This window comes from Lachnoclostridium sp. An169, from assembly GCF_002160525.1.
Taxonomy (GTDB): Bacteria; Bacillota; Clostridia; order Lachnospirales; family Lachnospiraceae; genus Mediterraneibacter; species Mediterraneibacter cottocaccae.
In genome coordinates this window covers 85,551-102,849 of record NZ_NFKT01000011.1, presented here as the reverse complement: position 1 = coordinate 102,849, position 17,299 = coordinate 85,551, and the positions used below count along the sequence as shown (strand labels likewise).

The window sequence follows — 17,299 nt, the reverse complement described above, 5'->3', positions numbered from 1 at the left end:
TTAGCATATGACAAATGTCATAATCCCAACGAAGTATTCCGCCGGTCTGAAAATCATGCTATAATTGAGGCACCTGGTGTTTTTTCTGCACCCGGATTCTGAGGGAAAGGAACGGTCGATGACAGGAAAATGAGACATTTTTCAAGCCTGGCGGCGGTTTTTGCGCTTTGTATGTTTTCGCTTTTTTTCACACTGCCGGATATCCGGTATGTGTGTGCGTTTCTATGCGCGCTGATCGTCTGCGGCATCGGCCTTTCCCTTGACAGCAGCGCAGCGGTGGCGGGAGCCTCTCTCCTGTTTTTCACTGCCTCCTTCTTCCTGGAGCCGTTTCTGTACTTTTACCCGGCAGTGGCGTGTATCCTCATGATTCACCGGTGTTTCCGGACACTGGCCGCAGGGGGCGCCGCCTTTGCCGTGCTCGCGCTGGCACTGCACCCGCTTCCCGGGCTCCTTCTCTTTCTGGAGCTCTTCGGATTCGCCGCGGCGTATCTCCTGGTGAGCCTCTCCGCCCGGAACGAGGCGCTCACAGAGGCCCTCCGGCGCACCCAGGATGACAGCAAGGAGCGGGATCTGCTGCTGACCGAGAAGAACCGGACCCTCCTGGAAAACCAGGACTATCAGATCTACACCGCCACCCTCCGGGAGCGCAACCGGATCGCCCGGGAGATCCACGACAATGTGGGACATCTGCTCTCCCGCTCCATCCTGCTCACCGGAGCCCTGAAAACCATCAATAAAAACGAACAGCTCTCCGATCCCCTGGAGTCGCTGGACAGCACCCTTGGCGAGGCAATGGACAGCATCCGCAGAAGCGTCCACGATCTGCACGATGACGCGGTGGATCTGGATGAATCACTGCGTTCGCTGATCCGGGATTTCACCTTCTGTCCGGTCACTTACCAGTACGATGCAGGAAGGGAGATTCCCCGGGAAGTCCGGTACAGCTTTATCAATATCACCAAAGAGGCGCTTTCCAACATCATGCGCCACAGCAATGCCACCCGGGCCGCTGTCACAGTCCGGGAGCATCCCGCCCTGTATCAGCTCTCCATCGAGGATAACGGGGAGACGGCGGGAGACAGCTCCGGTACAGACGGACGTTTCCCGGGCGGCGGAACGGGGATCGGTCTTTCCAACATGCAGGAGCGGGTGGAGAAGCTGCACGGAAATATGCATATTTTTACAGAAAAGGGATTTCGGATTCTGATTACAGTTCCAAAGGAGAGACAGATATGAGACTGATACTGATCGACGACGACTGCCTTGTCGTAAGCGCCCTGAAAATGATTCTTGAGGCACAGCCGGATATCGAAGTGGCTGCCACCGCTGAGGACGGATGCGATGCTTTGAACCTCTACCGAAACCATCTGCCCGATGTCCTTCTGATGGACATCCGCATGAAAGATGTGGACGGTCTGGAAGCCGCCTCGCAGATCCTGGCTGAATATCCGGATGCGCGGATTCTTCTGCTCACCACTTTTCAGGATGATGAATATATTATAAAAGCACTGAAAATCGGCGCCTGCGGGTACCTTCTGAAACAGGATTACCAGAATATCGTTCCCGCTCTGCGCGCCGTCTGCTCCGGGCAGACCGTATTCGGCGGCTCCATCGTCTCCCGGATTCCGGATCTGCTCGGGAAGAAAGCTGCTTTTGACTGCGAGGCCTGGGGCTTAAGCGAACGGGAAACCGACGTACTTGCTCTCATTGCCGAAGGCCTGAGTAATAAGGAGATCGCCTCCCGCCTGTATTTAAGCGAGGGAACCGTGAGAAACTATTTAACAGCCATTCTGGATAAACTTGGCCTGCGTGACCGCACCCAGGCTGCGATCTTTTATCTGGAGCGAAAATAAACCTGCAGTCCGGATTTGCCGGAAAAGTTTCGGGTTCGCCGGAAAAAGTTCTGGTTTTCCGGAAAATGGAAAACCAGAAAGCGGACTGCAGACCAGACACAGAAAGGAGACTGCCCTATGTCACTTCACACATCCGACCTGGTTCTTGTTCCGGGCCGTCAGCTTAAACCTCTTGACAATATAGAAGGCTTCCAGGTTCGCCCGGGATTCTTCCGCTTTTTTGGCGCCACAGTCATTCCCGGGGGTGTAAATTTTACCATTCAGTCCCACGGGGCCACATCCTGCGAGCTCCTGCTCTTCCACCGGGAAGCCGAAGAGCCCTATGCCGCCCTGAAATTTCCGGACAACTACAGGATCGGATTCGTCTACTCCATGATTGTATTCGGTCTGGACGTGGAAGAATTTGAATACGCCTACCGCCTGGACGGACCTTACGACGAGAAGAAAGGGCTGCGCTTTGATCCCACGAAAATTCTTCTGGATCCCTACGCCCGCGCCGTCACCGGCCAGAGCCACTGGGGCTGCAAGAACAATGCCCAGCACGGCTACCGCGCCCGGGTTGTCCAGAACAACTTTGACTGGGGACTGGAACGGAATGCGACGATTCCCATGGAAGATCTGATCATCTATGAACTCCATGTCCGTGGCTTTACCAGATCTCCTTCCTCCAACGTTGCCTGTCCCGGCACTTTCCGCGGACTTGAGGAAAAGATTCCCTATCTGAAAAATCTCGGGGTAAACGCAGTGGAACTGATGCCGGTTTTCGAGTTTGACGAGATGCGGGACGCCCGTCTGATCGACGAGAACCAGCTGCTTGACTACTGGGGGTACAACCCGGTCTGCTTCTTTTCCCCGAACACCAGCTATTCCTCCCAGATCGAATACAACCGGGAAGGCATGGAACTCAAGCGGCTCATCAAGGCGCTCCACGACAATGAAATTGATGTGATCCTCGACGTGGTGTTCAACCACACCGCCGAGGGAAATGAATACGGTCCCTGTTTCAGTTTCAAGGGATTTGACAATAATATTTACTATATGCTGACACCGGACGGCAAATATTACAATTTCAGCGGCTGCGGAAACACCCTGAACTGCAACCATCCGGTCGTTCAGGAACTGATCCTGGACTGCCTGCGGTACTGGGTGACGGACTACCGCGTGGACGGCTTCCGCTTTGACCTGGCGTCCATCCTCGGACGAAATGAGGACGGCACGCCTCTCAACCAGCCGCCGCTCCTGCGCAGCCTGGCATTTGACCCCATTCTCGGCAATGTGAAACTGATCGCCGAGGCCTGGGACGCCGGCGGTCTCTATCAGGTGGGCTCCTTTCCCTCATGGAAACGATGGGCGGAATGGAACGGACGCTATCGGGACGACATGCGCTGCTTCCTGAAAGGAGATCCCGGCATGGCACGGATCGCCGCCCAGAGGATGACGGGCTCCCAGGATCTCTACGATCCGGAGTCCCGGGGCGGAAACGCATCCGTCAATTTTCTCACCTGTCACGACGGTTTCACTCTCAATGACCTGTACAGCTATAATCAGAAACACAACGAGGCAAATGGCTGGAACAATACGGACGGGACAGACGACAATAACAGCTGGAACTGCGGCGAGGAAGGTGAGACCTCAGATCCGGAGATCCTCGCCCTGCGCATGAAAATGATGAAAAATGCCTGTGCGGCGCTGATGTGCAGCCGGGGGACGCCCATGTTTCTCTCCGGCGACGAATTCGGGGACACCCGTTACGGCAACAATAACCCCTACTGCCAGGACAATCAGATCTCCTGGCTGGACTGGTCCCTTCTCGACAGGAATACAGACCTCTTTGAGTTCTTCCGTTATATGATCGCATTCCGCAAGGCTCATCCTGCCATCCGTAAAGACCTGGAGCCAAGCTATATCGGGCTGCCTGCCATGAGCCTCCACGGGCTCACTCCCGGAAAACCCGACGCCCCGGAAAGTGCCTTCGTCTCCTGCGTCCTCTTCGCCGGATACGACGAGGAAGAACAGAGGGAAGATCTTGTATATGTGGCTGTAAATGCACACTGGAACGCCGCGAACCTGACACTCCCGGATCTTCCGGAAGACTACTGCTGGAAGATTGCTGTCAACACCGGCGACCCGAAACAGCAGACCTTCCCGGAGGGGCAGATGCCGACGGCAGAAAAGACACTGCTCCTCGGAGAACGGTCCGTGATCGTCTTTGTGGGGGTGAAAAAATAAATCTTTCGCACAGAGTTTATATTTCAGCGATAAAATTGTATCCGAAACGGTCCACAGTCCGGAAGGATGATGCATCACGGTGCAGGCTCCACTTTACCTCACCCGTTGGAAGGATTGTAACGCCTGATACAGACACTCGTTCATAGGAACTCCTGTCCGCATCAGACTAACAATCCGAACCAACTGTGTTCGGAACGTTCCGCTTAACGCACCGCTCACGCATCATCCTCCCGGTCTGTGTTGGCTTCTCAGATCAGTAATTTTTTATTTTCCGCAATTTGAACTCTGTACAAAAGATTTTTTCAGTAAAAGTACAAGGAATTGAGCCTTACCGAAAAAACAAATTTTCGCAGAGAGTCACACATACCGCTTCCCTTCTTCCGGATTGATAAACAAGCAGAGCATACGGAGTGTTGAAATCTCTGTATGCTCTGCGACTTATTGTCATATCACTAATTCAGAAAGAAACCGTCTGTCTCTCCGCGAAAGATTTATTTTTTCGATCTTTATTCTTCAAAGGCTTCTTTTACTTTGTCCATGAAACCTTTCTTCTTCCCTTTTTTCTCTTTCTTCTCCTCTGCGGAATCGTTCTGATGCAGGGTGTTTCCTGTCAGTTCATCGAATCTGCGCAGGGCTTCTTTTGCCTCGCTGCTCAGATGTTCCGGCGTCTGGATAACGAGGGTGACGTAATGGTCGCCGCGCACCTGGGGATTTCTCAGTGACGGAACACCTTTTCCTTTCAGGCGCACCTTCGTGTCTGTCTTTGTTCCCGGGCTGACTGTATAGATTACGTCGCCGTCTACAGTGGGGATCTTCACATCTCCGCCAAGAGCTGCCACTGCGAACGAAATCGGCACAGTGGAAAAGATATGCACATCCTGTCTCTGGAAAATCGGGTGTCTGGAGACATTGACTTCCACGAGAAGATCTCCTCTCGGTCCTCCGTTGATTCCCGGCTCTCCTTTATCCCGGATACGAACGCTCTGTCCGTTGTCAATTCCTGCCGGGATCTTAACCTTAATTTTCTTCCTGCTGGAAGTGTAACCTGTACCGGAGCACTTCGGACACTTCTCCTTGATCACTTTACCGGAACCGCCGCACTCCGGACATGTCTGAACATTCTGAACCGTTCCGAAAAATGACTGGGAAGTATAGACAACCTGCCCTCTTCCGCCGCACTTTGTACATGTCTCCGGGGTAGTTCCCGGCTTTGCCCCTGTCCCGTGACAGTCTTCGCAGGGATCTTTCAGCACAAGATCCAGTTCTTTCTCACATCCGAATACAGCTTCCTCGAAAGTAATGCGGACGCTCTTCCTCAGATTGGCTCCCTTCATCGGTCCGTTGCTGCCCCTGCCGCCTCTGCGGCCGCCGCCGAACAGATCGCCGAATATATCACCGAAAATGTCACTGAAATCCGCACCGCTGAAATCAAAACCGCCGAAACCACCGGCTCCACCGGCGCCGCCTTCAAATGCTGCGTGGCCGAACTGGTCATACTGACGGCGTTTTTCAGGGTCACTTAAGACAGCATACGCCTCCGATGCCTCCTTGAATTTCTTCTCGGCTTCGGCATCTCCCGGGTTCATATCTGGATGGTACTTTTTTGCAAGGGTACGGTATGCCTTTTTGATGGCTGCCTCATCGGCGTCCCTTCCTACGCCAAGCACCTCATAATAATCTCTCTTTGACTCTGCCATAACACTAATACTCTACCTTTCATTCTAAAATCCACGCGCATTCTCTGCTCCGGCATTCGTATCTTCTTCCCGTGCATGCAGCTGATTTCATGTCAGCCGCCTTTGCGCGAATAAAGTTTCTGCGGCCACAGCCGCAGGGCCATGGTCACAGAAACTTTTTCTTTATCCTGTGTGAAACCAGTCAGATTCTTTTTAAACTTCCTTGTAGTCTCCGTCTACAACGTCGTCGCCCTGGAATCCATCCGGTGCCGGACCTGCTCCTGCTCCCGGATTCGGACCGCCTGCTGCACCGGCACCTGCTCCGGCGCCCGCGCCTGCCTGCTCATACATCTTTGTGAACAGCTTCTGGGCGCTCTCCATCAGTTTGTCTTTTGCAGCCTTGATCTCAGCTACATCTGCATCGGCTGCAGTCTCCGGAGTGGATTTTGCAAGCACATCTTTAAGTGCCTGAACATCTGCCTCAACTGCTGCCTTATCGCTGGCATCCAGTTTGTCTCCCACATCTTTGAGGGCTTTCTCTGTCTGGAATACCATTGCGTCAGCTTCGTTTCTCGCATCGATAGCTTCTTTTCTCTTCTTGTCCTGAGCCTCGAACTCAGCCGCCTCTTTGACAGCCTTGTCGATCTCGGCATCAGACATATTGGAACCTGCTGTAATTGTAATGTGCTGCTCTTTTCCTGTTCCGAGATCCTTAGCGGATACGTTTACGATACCGTTTGCATCGATATCGAATGTAACCTCGATCTGCGGTACTCCACGCGGAGCCGGCGGGATTCCGTCCAGTCTGAACTGGCCGAGTGATTTGTTGTCCTTTGCGAACTGTCTCTCGCCCTGTACAACGTTGATGTCAACTGCTGTCTGGTTATCTGCCGCTGTGGAGAAGATCTGGCTCTTCTTCGTCGGGATCGTAGTGTTTCTCTCGATCAGTCTTGTAGCGACGCCGCCCATCGTCTCGATGGAAAGTGACAGCGGAGTAACGTCCAGAAGAAGGATGTCTCCTGCGCCTGCATCGCCTGCAAGTTTTGCTCCCTGGATCGAAGCACCGAGTGCCACACACTCATCCGGGTTCAGAGATTTGCTCGGCTCTTTGCCTGTCAGTCTCTTAACCTCTTCCTGTACAGCCGGAATACGTGTAGATCCGCCTACCAGAAGTACCTGGCCAAGGTCTGCAGCTGTGATTCCCGCATCGGAAAGAGCACGTTTTACCGGCTCTGCTGTCTTGTCTACAAGGTCTCTTGTCAGTTCATCGAATTTTGCTCTCGTCAGGTTCATATCGAAGTGCTTCGGTCCTTCAGATGTCGCTGTGATGAACGGAAGGTTGATGTTTGTCGTTGTTGCGGAAGAAAGCTCTTTCTTTGCTTTCTCTGCGGCTTCTTTGAGTCTCTGGAGAGCCATCTTGTCTCCTGACAGGTCAACGCCCTCTTTTGCCTTGAAGTCAGCAAGCATGTAATCTGTGATCTTCTGGTCAAAGTCATCACCGCCGAGTCTGTTGTTTCCGGCTGTGGAAAGAACTTCGATAACGCCGTCGCCGATCTCGATGATCGATACATCGAATGTACCGCCGCCAAGGTCATAGACCATGATCTTCTGCTCTTTTCCATTGTCAAGTCCATATGCCAGTGCAGCTGCCGTAGGCTCGTTGATGATACGTTTTACATCAAGTCCTGCGATCTTTCCTGCATCCTTTGTAGCCTGACGCTGTGCGTCATTGAAGTATGCCGGAACTGTGATAACTGCCTCTGTAACCTTCTCTCCCAGGTATCCTTCTGCATCTGCTTTCAGTTTCTGAAGGATCATTGCAGAGATCTCCTGCGGAGAATATTTCTTTCCGTCAATGTCTACTTTATAATCTGTTCCCATCTCTCTCTTGATTGAAGAGATCGTTCTGGATGCGTTTGTAACTGCCTGACGTTTTGCCGGCTCTCCTACAAGACGCTCTCCTGTCTTTGTGAATGCCACAACAGACGGTGTCGTTCTCGCTCCTTCTGTGTTCGCGATGACTGTCGGCTGACCGCCTTCCATAACAGCCACACAGCTGTTCGTTGTACCAAGGTCAATACCAATTATTTTGCCCATAGTGAAGTCCTCCTCCATAAATTTATTGTTCCAAATGTTGATTATTTCTAAAGTGATGTTCGGCTCGCCAGGCTTGAAAAAACCTCGCCAAGCGCTCACTGTCAGTTTGCAACTTTTACCATGCTGTGCCTTACCACGGTATCGCGGTAAGTGTAGCCTTTCTGGAATTCCTCAACAACGATATTTTCTTCCGCCTCCTCGTCTTCCACATGCATCACCGCGTTGTGGAAATCGGGGTTGAATTCCTTTCCGACCGCCTCGATGGGCTTGACGCCGATCGAATCAAGCGTGGTCATCAGCTGCTTGTAAATCTTCTCCATTCCCTCTGCAAAAGGAGTGGATTTTTCTTCCTCCGGCATGGACGAAAGTCCGCGTTCGAAGTTATCGACAACCGGAAGAATCTTTTCTATGATATCTTTCGCACCGATTTCGTACATATGGGATTTCTCCTTTTCCGTTCGCTTGCGGAAGTTATCAAACTCTGCCATCTGGCGGGTGAGCCGGTCGGTCAGTTCCTCGATCTTCTCATCCTTCTTGTCTTTTTTGTTTTTCTTTCCGAAGAATTTTTTCTTCTCCTGTTTTTCTTCTGCAGATTTGTCATTCTCTGCATCATCCGGGTTTTCTTCATCAGCTGCCGTTTCTTCGGCCTCTGTCCCGTCTTCCGGATCTGTCTGATCCGCTGTATCTGCCGCTGAATCCGCATTTCCGGCTGCCCCGGCATTATCTTCCGCCGCTCCGGCTTTCCCGTCTCCGGTACTTTCTTCTGCCTGCGCAGCTTCCTCCGCCGTTTTGGCTGCCTTTGCCTTTGCTTCCTCTACAGCTTCCTTTACCTTATCTTCATTACTCATCTCTGTTCACCAGCTTTCTCCCTCTCTATTCTTTCGGGTCTTTATTGTAAATCGCATCCAACTCACTCTGGAGAGTCTTCAGCGTCCTCATGACATGTTCATAATCCATCCTCTTGGGACCGATGATACCGATCGTACCTTTCATGCCTTCTCCCAACTCGTAGGTAGCTGTCACCACACTGCAGTCTTTCATGTTCTTGACCGGCGTCTCATCACCGATGTAAACCTGAATCCCGTGGCTGTCCTCGCTTGCAAGTGTCTCAGTCACAAGATCCGCCAACTGCTGTTTTTCCTCGAACGCACTGATAATCTCCTGTGCGCTCTGCTTGTCGCTGAGCTCCGGATATTTGAAAATATTCGTCGCACCGCTTGTGTAGATCTGCATATCATCGTCAACATGGATGATCTCTGCCACTGCATCCAGAACATGACCAACCACTTCACTGTGGATGCCTGCCTGTTCCTTCAGCCTTGCGATCAGTCCAAGTGTAATCTGATCGATGGACATTCCGTTCAGCGTTGTGTTGAGAAGCATATTCAGCTTCAGCATCGTCTCATTGCTTAGTCTTTCACCGACTTCAATGATTTTATTCTTGATCACATTGCCGCCCAGAACGATAACCGCCACGATCTGTTCTTCATCCACCTGTGAAAGCTGAATGAATTTTAATGTGTTCCGGTTATTGACCGGTGAGGAGACAAGCGTCGCATAGTTGGTATTCGATGCCAGGACTCTTGCCGCCTGCTGCAAAACTTTTTCAACCTTGTCGGCCTTCTCCAGCATCGCGTCCTCTCTCTGCGTAATCTCCTGTTCTTTTTCCTCCATCAGCATATCGACATACAGCCGGTATCCTTTATCTGAAGGGATCCTTCCCGCCGAAGTGTGGGGCTGGAAGATATATCCCAGATCTTCAAGATCCGCCATCTCGTTCCGGATCGTTGCGGAACTTAAATTCAGTTCCGTATACTTTGACAATGTCCGGGAACCGACCGGCTCACCTGTCTCGAGGTAGTTCTGTATGATAGCCTTAAGTATCGTGAGCTTTCTGTCACTTAATTCTGTATCGACTGCCATACCTCTTGCCTCCTCTCTGAATGTATCCGGGTTTTTCGGGTTATTAGCACTCCGTTCATTCGAGTGCTAACACCTTACGTATATTAAGATAGCACCGGGATTTCGGTTTGTCAACACCGATTCTCGATTTTTTCACAAAATAAATTCAGAAAACACATAGTTGCTGATATCAATTCCCCGGTCAGTGAGGCAGATTCTCCCGTTCTCCCGTTCAAGCAGCCCTTCCTCCCTGAGTTTCCGGAGCTGTTCGCCGTACACTGCATCGATGTCCGTCTGAAATGTACGGGCGAAATCCGCGGCGGAGATTCCCTCCATTTTTCTCAGGCCCAGGAACATGTACTCCTCCATCCGGTCCTGCACGGACAGTTCCTGGATCTCCTCCCTGATCTCTGCGGATGCGGGTGCCTGCATATATTTTTTCATATCAGCCGTATTGTGGAAACGCTTCTCTCCCACCAGAGAGGAAGAACCCAGGCCAAGTCCGAGATATTCCTTCCTCTCCCAGTATCCCAGATTGTGCCGGCACTCATACCCTTCTCTGGCGTAATTGGAGATTTCATATCTGTGATAGCCGTAATCTTTCAGAATTTCCCGCGTCATGCTGTAAATGAGCCGGTCCTCCTCTTCATCCGGAAGCGGCGGGAGATTCCTAAGGCGCGTCTCCTGCCCGGCCGTCTCTTTGGCGTACTGCCCTTCTTCCCCGTATCTCTCATAGAACAAAGTTCCCTCTTCTATAATAAGGCTGTACGCGGAAATGTGTTCCGGTCCCAGCGCCGCCACTGTCTCCAGGGTTCGCTTCCAGCTCTGTACCGTCTGCCCCGGAATGGCGGATATCAGGTCCACATTGATATTAAAAAAGTCCTTCTGCCGCGCCATCTCACAGGTCTCCAGGAATTCCCGGTACGTGTGGATCCTGCCCAGCATGGCAAGCTCCCGGTCATCCGCAGACTGAAGCCCGATGCTCAGGCGGTTGATGCCGCATTTCTTCCAGACGTCCAGCTTATCCTCCGTCACAGTCCCCGGATTTGCCTCGATTGTAATCTCCGCCTCTTTCTCTATGTCAAAGCTTTCCCGCAGGGCATGAAAAATCCGGGCGGTCTGAGCCCCCTCTAAAACAGAGGGGGTTCCACCGCCCAGAAACACCGTACTCACACGGTAATCTGAAAATGTATCCCTGTTTGACAGAATCTCCCGGACCAGCGCGTCCACATAGGACGCCCGTGTATTCTCATCCGCCGGTCCGGACAGGAAATCACAGTAAGCGCATTTCCGGATGCAGAAAGGAATGTGCACATACAGTTCCAGTTCTTTCTTTTCTCTCATCTTAAGGAACTCCTTTCTCAGAAGACTCCTTCTCAGTCGTCATCCAGTTTCAGCACGCTCATGAAGGCTTTCTGCGGAATTTCCACATTTCCCACCTGGCGCATCCGCTTCTTTCCTTCCTTCTGCTTTTCCAGAAGTTTCTTCTTACGGGAGATATCTCCTCCGTAACATTTGGCAAGAACGTCCTTGCGCATCGCCTTGACCGTCTCCCTGGCAATAATCTTGCTGCCGATGGCTGCCTGGATCGGGATCTCGAAGAGCTGACGCGGGATCTCCTCTTTCAGTTTCTCGCACATACGCCGGCCTCTGTCGTATGCGCTTCCTTCGTATACGATGAATGACAGTGCATCCACTTCTTCCTTATTTATCAGGATATCCAGCTTCACAAGCTCGGAGCGCTGATATCCCATCATCTCATAATCAAAGGATGCATATCCTCTGGAACGGGACTTGAGGGCATCGAAGAAATCATAGATGATCTCGTTGAGAGGAAGGTTGTAATGCAGGACTGCGCGCTTCTCCTCAATGTACTCCATGCCCTGATAGACACCGCGCCGCTCCTGACAGAGATCCATAATCGCGCCGATGAACTCCGAGGTCACCATGATCTCCGCTTTCACCATCGGCTCCTCCATATAGTCGATCTCGGAGGGATCCGGCATGTTGGTGGGGTTCGTCAGATCGATGACTTCCCCGTTGGTCTTGTGGATCTTGTAAATTACACTGGGCGCTGTGGTCACCAGGTCCAGGTTGTATTCTCTCTCCAGTCTCTCCTGGATGATCTCCAGGTGGAGCAGTCCCAGGAAACCGCAGCGGAAGCCGAATCCCAGCGCCACGGATGTCTCAGGTTCAAACTGCAGGGCAGCGTCGTTTAACTGCAGTTTCTCCAGAGCATCCCTCAGGTCCGGATACTTGGCCCCGTCAGATGGATAAAGTCCGCAGTATACCATGGGGTTGACTTTCTTGTATCCGGGCAGCGGCTCATCACAGGGATTCTCCGCGTTTGTAATGGTATCGCCCACCCGGGTCTCATGGACATTTTTCAGGCTTGCCGTGATGTAGCCTACCATTCCGGCGCTCAGTTCATCACAGGGAATAAACTGCCCGGCTCCGAAAGTCCCTACTTCCACCACATCAGCCTTCGCTCCGGTAGCCATCATCAGCATGGGGGTTCCCCGCTTTACGGTTCCCTCCTTGATCCGGCAGAACACGATCACTCCCTTGTAGGAGTCGTAGACGGAATCAAAGATCAGCGCTTTGAGCGGCGCATCCGGATCTCCCTGGGGCGCCGGAATCTTCCTGACAATCTGCTCCAGCACCTCATGAACATTGAGGCCCGTCTTTGCGGAAATCAGCGGGGCGTCCTCTGCGTCGATCCCGATCACATCCTCGATCTCCTCCTTCACCCTCTCCGGGTCTGCACTGGGCAGGTCGATCTTGTTGATCACCGGCATGACATCCAGATCATGGTCAAGAGCCAGATAGACATTTGCCAGCGTCTGCGCCTCCACCCCCTGCGCCGCATCCACCACGAGAATAGCGCCGTCACAGGCTGCCAGGCTTCTGGACACTTCATAGTTAAAGTCCACATGTCCCGGGGTGTCGATCAGATTAAACAGATATTCTTCTCCGTCATCTGCCTTGTAAACTGTCCGGACTGCCTGGGCCTTGATGGTGATTCCTCTCTCCCGCTCCAGATCCATATTGTCCAGGACCTGGGACTGCATCTCCCGGCTCGTAAGGAGCCCGGTCATCTCGATAATCCGGTCCGCCAGCGTCGATTTTCCGTGGTCAATGTGTGCGATAATACAAAAATTTCTTATATTCTTCTGTTCTATAGCAGCCAATTCTATTCCTCCTAAGCCCTGCCTGAATATTTTACAATAAAGAGCTCCACCGCAAGCGTGTCGGTGAGAAGCCCGGTCTTTACACTCTGCTCGATCTCCGCGCCCTCTTCCATGACTGCGCGCAGTTCACCTGCCTTAAACCGTTTGGACAGATCCATGTATTTTCCCGCCACAAAAGGATGCAGGCCCGCCTTTGAGGCGATCTCCTTTCTGCCGTACCCCTGACCTGCAAGCGCCTTCACCTGGAAAAGGAGCCGGTACTGTCGGATCAGAAGAAAGAGGATCCGCATGGCAGGCTCCTTGAGTGCCAACAGCTCATAGTAGAGATCCAGCGCCTTTTTCTGGTTTCTGTCCGCCACCGCATCCACCATCTCAAAGATATGGCTGGTGATCTGAGTGACACAGACCGCATCCACATCCGCTTTTGTGATCTCGTTCCTGTCAATGGCGTAGCAGACCGCTTTCTCCAGTTCCCGTTGGATGTTCTCCATATCGGTTCCCACCCGGTTCAGGAAATAGGTGATCGTATCGCCGGACATCGCCTTGTTTTCCTTCTTTACAAGGCCTGCGATCCACCGCCGCAGCGTGTTCTCATCCTGTGTGGACAGCTCCACGATATGCCCTTTTGCCTTTACCGCCTTGTAGAGTTTGCTGCGCTTGTCCACCTCGTTTTCGATAAAGATGAAATACGTGGTCTCCGGCATATCCTTCACATAATCTGCAAGTTCTGTGCCCGCGCTTTTGAAAAACCCCGTATTCTCGAACACGATCAGCCTGCGCTCCGCGAAGAAGGGCAGCGTCTCCGCCAGGTCGATGACCTCCTTTACATCCACCCCTTTGCCCTCATAGTAGGCGTAGTTCATCGTGTCCCCGTCAGGGAGCATTGCCTTGATGAAACGGTCCTTATACTGTTTTTTCAGATATCCCTCTTCTCCGTACAGAAGATAGATCTGTTTAAAATTTCCGGTTTTCAAATCTTCATTCAAGCTTTTCATAACTCTTGTATTATATAGGAAATGCCCCGGGTTTGACAAGAGGGATTGCAGGCTTCACGGTCATTTTTATTCCGTCGGTCCGGATCGTGACCGCCCCCTGCTCCTGGGTGGAACAGACTTCGCTTCCCGCCTGCGCAAGCCGGTCCAGCGTCTCCTCATGGGGATGCCCGTAGCGGTTGTCCACGCCTGCGGATATTATGGTAAGCAGCGGCTTTACCACCGCCAGAAATTCCTCGCTTCCGGAATTCTTCGAGCCGTGGTGGGCTGCCTTCAACACATCATACTGCCGGAGCCTGCCGCTCTCCAGAAGCGCCTTTTCCCCCTGTCCTTCCACGTCGCCGGTAAAAAGCATGTCAAAAGCTCCATAGGAAAGGTCCAGGACGAGAGAAGCCGCGTTTCCGGCTTTCCCTGCGCCTGACGGGCCGAGACAGGTGAGCACAAGTTCCTGCTCTCCTCCTTTTTCTTTCTCCCGGATCTGCGCTCCGGCATCCATGGTCACCACCCGGGTGCCGTTCTCCCGCGCGGTGCGCGCTGCCCCGAGAAGAGTTTCATCCAGATATTCTTCTGCCGGGAGCACCAGGGTCCGTATGCGGATTCCAAGCTCCTGATTCTCCAGAAGTTCCAGGATGCCGTTCACATGGTCCTCATCCCCGTGGGTGAGAAAAGCGTAATCAATACACTCTGCCGCCTGGGACAGAAGAAAGGGTTCGATCCGGTATGTGCCCACAGAGGAGACGCTGCTGCTCCCTCCGTCCACGAAATAATTTTCCCCCGAGGGACCGCGGATGAAAATTCCGTCTCCCTGCCCTACATCCAGCACCGTCACCTGCACGCCGCTGCCTGTGTATCCACTGCGGCAGGAAAATATCATTGCCACTGCAAAAAGAAGTACGGCACCTCCGGTCAGCCGCATCATCCGGCGGCAGCGCCGGTACCGGGGATCCTGCTGTATTCTGTCTTTTTCCACAGCTCCTTCCACAGCTTTTTTCTTCCTCTGCAGACAGAAAAAGAAGATGCAGAAAAAGGCAAGGATACCGTAATATATGACAAGCCACCCGGTATCCGGCTGTCCCGTCACAATCCGGCTGCCCGGAAGGACCGAAGCCGCCCCGCAGACCCGGTCGTAGAAAAAGAGCACGGCGCCCGAGAACTTAAGCACCACGCCTCCTGCCCTGTCCCACAGAAGTGCCAGGCCAGACCCCAGGATTCCCGCCCCCATTGCCAGAGGCATCACCGGTATCACAATCAGGTTAAGGATTACCGAATAGGGCGGGATCTCAAAATAAAAGTAGAGCAGCGGTCCCAGAAGAAGCACATTGACCGCCATGCTCGTGGAAAGTCCTTCGAAAATCTTCAGCAGAAAGCGCAGTCCCGGCCGGCTCCCGGCATTTTCCTGCTGTCTGACAGTTTCCCGCAGTCCGGCACAGCCGAACATTTCTGAGAATACCGGATGAAAAAGGGATATCCCCAGGATCGCCCCGAAGGAGAGCTGGAATCCGGCGTCCAGCAGATTCAGAGGCTGAACAGCGCAGAGGATGGCTGCCGACAGCGCGAGACTCGTAGGCAGGTCGTAATCCCTTCCCGTAATGTCCGCCCCGATCCTGACCAGAAACATGATCAGCGCCCGCAGGGCCGACACGCCTGCTCCGATCATTACCGTATAGAGCAGGAGGACCGTTCCCCCGGCAATTCCTGCAGGAGCAAAAGAAAATCCCATCCTGCGGAGCATGCTGTAGAGCCCCATACCGATGAAAGACATATGAAGTCCGGAGATGGCCAGAATATGGCTGATCCCGTTTTTCTGATAAAGCTTCTTCATCCCGTCGTCCATTCCGCTCTTTTCCCCGAGCAGTATGGCACTCATGGTACCCCCGTAGTACTCGCCCAGGTGTCTGAGAAGAAGCTCCTTCCACCTGGATCTCAAGTCTGAGAGGAATACCTGCAGCCTATCTGTCTCTGCGGATATGATATGGAGTTCTTCCGCCCAGACAAGAACATGGATCCCCTGTTTCTGATAATAGAATTTCTGATCAAAGTTCCCGGGATTCCGAGCGCTCTCAAAAAGCTGCGTTTCCCCGGACACCCGGACGATGTTTCCGGGTGCAGGACATAGCTCTGCCGTATCCTCCTCTCCCGGATTATTATTTTTTCTGATGTAAACAAGTATATGGGATTCTTCTGTGATCTGCCCGTCAACTGATACGGCATTGTCCCTCAGAAAGACAGCCGTCACCTTTTCCTTCTCCTCCACCCGTTCCACCGTACCCGTAAGTGTCACCTGTTCCCCACCGGAGACAGCCCGTTCCAGGGCAGACGGCTTAAGCTCCTCCGGCTGCCCGAGAACTACGGTTCTTACGGCCTGGATGACAAGGAACAGTATACATGTCATGCACAAAGGCCTTTTTATCATTCTTAATCTTCAGCTGCGACCAATTCCAGATTTTCAGAAAGAGGCTGTGACAGATCCACAGTCTCCATATATTTTGCGTTTGATTCACCATTGATGGTGATCTGCACCTGATGTGCCTCCGTGCCCTCCACGACAGAGTTCACGATGGAATAGACTGTGATTTCCGGCAGGACGTCATAGGCCCCCGTGAGAAATGCGCTGTCAAAATTCACATAGCATATCCCATCCTTGATCGTCACGCTCAGCAGGTTGGCATTCGGGTTGATGGTCGGATATGCGCCGCTTCCCTGAGGCCCCTGCATCAGTTTTTCCACAATCAGTTTATCCTTTGACACATTGCTGCTGTATCTGACGTCCATCTTCTGCGCAACGAGTTTGTCTCCGCTCCCGTTCGCAAAATACAGCGTCAGCGAGTCTGTCTGATAACTGCTGGGAGATGACCCGGCAGTTTCCACGAAATCGTCTCCGTTCATCAGACCGACGGCATTTCCCGTCTCATCCTGCAGTGCATTTCCGTCTACAGTAAACGAGACCGCATTAATTCCGCTGATCTGTACAAGCGACTGGACAACCGCCGCACGGATCAGCTTTTCTTCCAGTTTCTCAATCTCCAGGTATTCCGCACTGAAATCCACATCCAGGATGCTCCCCCGAAGCGTACATCCCAGGATCTCCACTTTGGCCGGAATCACCGTTGTATACTCAATCTCCTCCGCCGGGGCCTTCATTTCTTCGAGAACCGCCTCTGCCTGTTCCTGAGCATCCCCCGCCGGGATCTCACAGGTGACTTTCACCAGCCCTGTCCGGTCTGTATTCAGGCAATAGATAAAGGAATCCCCCGGTCTCACATCCGTCCTGCTGCTGCAGGCAGTCAGTGCTGCCCCGGTCAGAACTGCAAGAAGCAGGCACAGGATCCGATGGAGATATTTTCCTGTATTTCTCATCT

Annotated in this window: 12 protein-coding genes; 3 read left to right on the top strand and 9 right to left on the bottom strand. The window is 52.7% G+C overall.

Annotated features, from left to right (window positions below):
* Nucleotides 1–129 precede the first annotated feature (129 nt).
* The 3 genes from B5F07_RS09685 to glgX all read left to right on the top strand — a co-directional run bounded on the left by B5F07_RS09685 (nucleotide 130) and on the right by glgX (nucleotide 4,082).
* Complete coding sequence (locus B5F07_RS09685) at nucleotides 130–1,236, top strand: sensor histidine kinase (protein WP_087161074.1); 1,107 nt, start codon at nucleotides 130–132, stop codon at nucleotides 1,234–1,236.
* Nucleotides 1,233–1,853 carry a response regulator gene (locus tag B5F07_RS09680; RefSeq protein ID WP_087161073.1) on the top strand — a complete coding sequence of 207 codons (621 nt, stop codon included), beginning with the start codon at nucleotides 1,233–1,235 and terminating at the stop codon, nucleotides 1,851–1,853. The genes B5F07_RS09685 and B5F07_RS09680 overlap by 4 nt, the downstream gene beginning before the upstream one ends.
* Before the next feature lie 117 nt (nucleotides 1,854–1,970).
* A complete protein-coding gene (gene glgX, locus B5F07_RS09675) occupies nucleotides 1,971–4,082 on the top strand; it encodes a glycogen debranching protein GlgX (RefSeq protein ID WP_087161108.1) in 2,112 nt (703 codons plus the stop codon).
* A 506-nt stretch (nucleotides 4,083–4,588) separates the two neighbouring features.
* Here glgX and dnaJ read toward each other — a convergent pair.
* The 9 genes from dnaJ to B5F07_RS09630 all read right to left on the bottom strand — a co-directional run bounded on the left by dnaJ (nucleotide 4,589) and on the right by B5F07_RS09630 (nucleotide 17,297).
* On the bottom strand, nucleotides 4,589–5,779 hold the full coding sequence (dnaJ, locus tag B5F07_RS09670) for a molecular chaperone DnaJ (RefSeq protein WP_087161072.1): 1,191 nt from the start codon (nucleotides 5,777–5,779) through the stop codon (nucleotides 4,589–4,591).
* A 192-nt stretch (nucleotides 5,780–5,971) separates the two neighbouring features.
* The gene (dnaK, locus tag B5F07_RS09665; protein WP_087161071.1) at nucleotides 5,972–7,855 is read right to left on the bottom strand and encodes a molecular chaperone DnaK; all 1,884 of its coding nucleotides are present in this window, start codon (nucleotides 7,853–7,855) and stop codon (nucleotides 5,972–5,974) included.
* A 101-nt stretch (nucleotides 7,856–7,956) separates the two neighbouring features.
* Nucleotides 7,957–8,703, bottom strand: coding sequence for a nucleotide exchange factor GrpE (gene grpE, locus B5F07_RS09660; RefSeq protein WP_087161070.1), 747 nt, complete (start codon nucleotides 8,701–8,703; stop codon nucleotides 7,957–7,959).
* A gap of 25 nt (nucleotides 8,704–8,728) precedes the next feature.
* The gene (gene hrcA, locus B5F07_RS09655; RefSeq protein ID WP_087161069.1) at nucleotides 8,729–9,778 is read right to left on the bottom strand and encodes a heat-inducible transcriptional repressor HrcA; all 1,050 of its coding nucleotides are present in this window, start codon (nucleotides 9,776–9,778) and stop codon (nucleotides 8,729–8,731) included.
* A 132-nt stretch (nucleotides 9,779–9,910) separates the two neighbouring features.
* Nucleotides 9,911–11,101: a radical SAM family heme chaperone HemW gene (gene hemW, locus B5F07_RS09650; protein WP_087161068.1), complete on the bottom strand. Its 1,191-nt coding sequence runs from the start codon at nucleotides 11,099–11,101 to the stop codon at nucleotides 9,911–9,913.
* Between the two features lie 32 nt (nucleotides 11,102–11,133).
* Nucleotides 11,134–12,948 (bottom strand): translation elongation factor 4, encoded by a 1,815-nt coding sequence (gene lepA / locus B5F07_RS09645; protein WP_087161067.1) that lies wholly within the window; start codon nucleotides 12,946–12,948, stop codon nucleotides 11,134–11,136.
* 11 nt (nucleotides 12,949–12,959) lie between these two features.
* Nucleotides 12,960–13,943, bottom strand: a complete 984-nt coding sequence (holA, locus tag B5F07_RS09640) for a DNA polymerase III subunit delta (protein ID WP_087161066.1) — start codon at nucleotides 13,941–13,943, stop codon at nucleotides 12,960–12,962.
* A 10-nt stretch (nucleotides 13,944–13,953) separates the two neighbouring features.
* Nucleotides 13,954–16,332, bottom strand: coding sequence for a DNA internalization-related competence protein ComEC/Rec2 (locus B5F07_RS09635; protein ID WP_242972490.1), 2,379 nt, complete (start codon nucleotides 16,330–16,332; stop codon nucleotides 13,954–13,956).
* Nucleotides 16,333–16,355: 23 nt separating this feature from the next.
* A complete protein-coding gene (locus B5F07_RS09630) occupies nucleotides 16,356–17,297 on the bottom strand; it encodes a GerMN domain-containing protein (RefSeq protein ID WP_087161064.1) in 942 nt (313 codons plus the stop codon).
* Nucleotides 17,298–17,299 lie beyond the last annotated feature (2 nt).

What these genes read in the sequence shown, in the direction of transcription:
- dnaJ (WP_087161072.1), bottom strand. Translation starts at nt 5,779, where the DNA reads ATGGCAGAGTCAAAGAGAGATTATTATGAGGTGCTTGGCGTAGGAAGG.
- dnaK (WP_087161071.1), bottom strand. Translation starts at nt 7,855, where the DNA reads ATGGGCAAAATAATTGGTATTGACCTTGGTACAACGAACAGCTGTGTG.
- hrcA (WP_087161069.1), bottom strand. Translation starts at nt 9,778, where the DNA reads ATGGCAGTCGATACAGAATTAAGTGACAGAAAGCTCACGATACTTAAG.
- grpE (WP_087161070.1), bottom strand. Translation starts at nt 8,703, where the DNA reads ATGAGTAATGAAGATAAGGTAAAGGAAGCTGTAGAGGAAGCAAAGGCA.
- holA (WP_087161066.1), bottom strand. Translation starts at nt 13,943, where the DNA reads ATGAAAAGCTTGAATGAAGATTTGAAAACCGGAAATTTTAAACAGATC.
- glgX (WP_087161108.1), top strand. Translation starts at nt 1,971, where the DNA reads ATGTCACTTCACACATCCGACCTGGTTCTTGTTCCGGGCCGTCAGCTT.
- hemW (WP_087161068.1), bottom strand. Translation starts at nt 11,101, where the DNA reads ATGAGAGAAAAGAAAGAACTGGAACTGTATGTGCACATTCCTTTCTGC.
- B5F07_RS09635 (WP_242972490.1), bottom strand. Translation starts at nt 16,332, where the DNA reads ATGACATGTATACTGTTCCTTGTCATCCAGGCCGTAAGAACCGTAGTT.
- B5F07_RS09630 (WP_087161064.1), bottom strand. Translation starts at nt 17,297, where the DNA reads ATGAGAAATACAGGAAAATATCTCCATCGGATCCTGTGCCTGCTTCTT.
- B5F07_RS09685 (WP_087161074.1), top strand. Translation starts at nt 130, where the DNA reads ATGAGACATTTTTCAAGCCTGGCGGCGGTTTTTGCGCTTTGTATGTTT.
- B5F07_RS09680 (WP_087161073.1), top strand. Translation starts at nt 1,233, where the DNA reads ATGAGACTGATACTGATCGACGACGACTGCCTTGTCGTAAGCGCCCTG.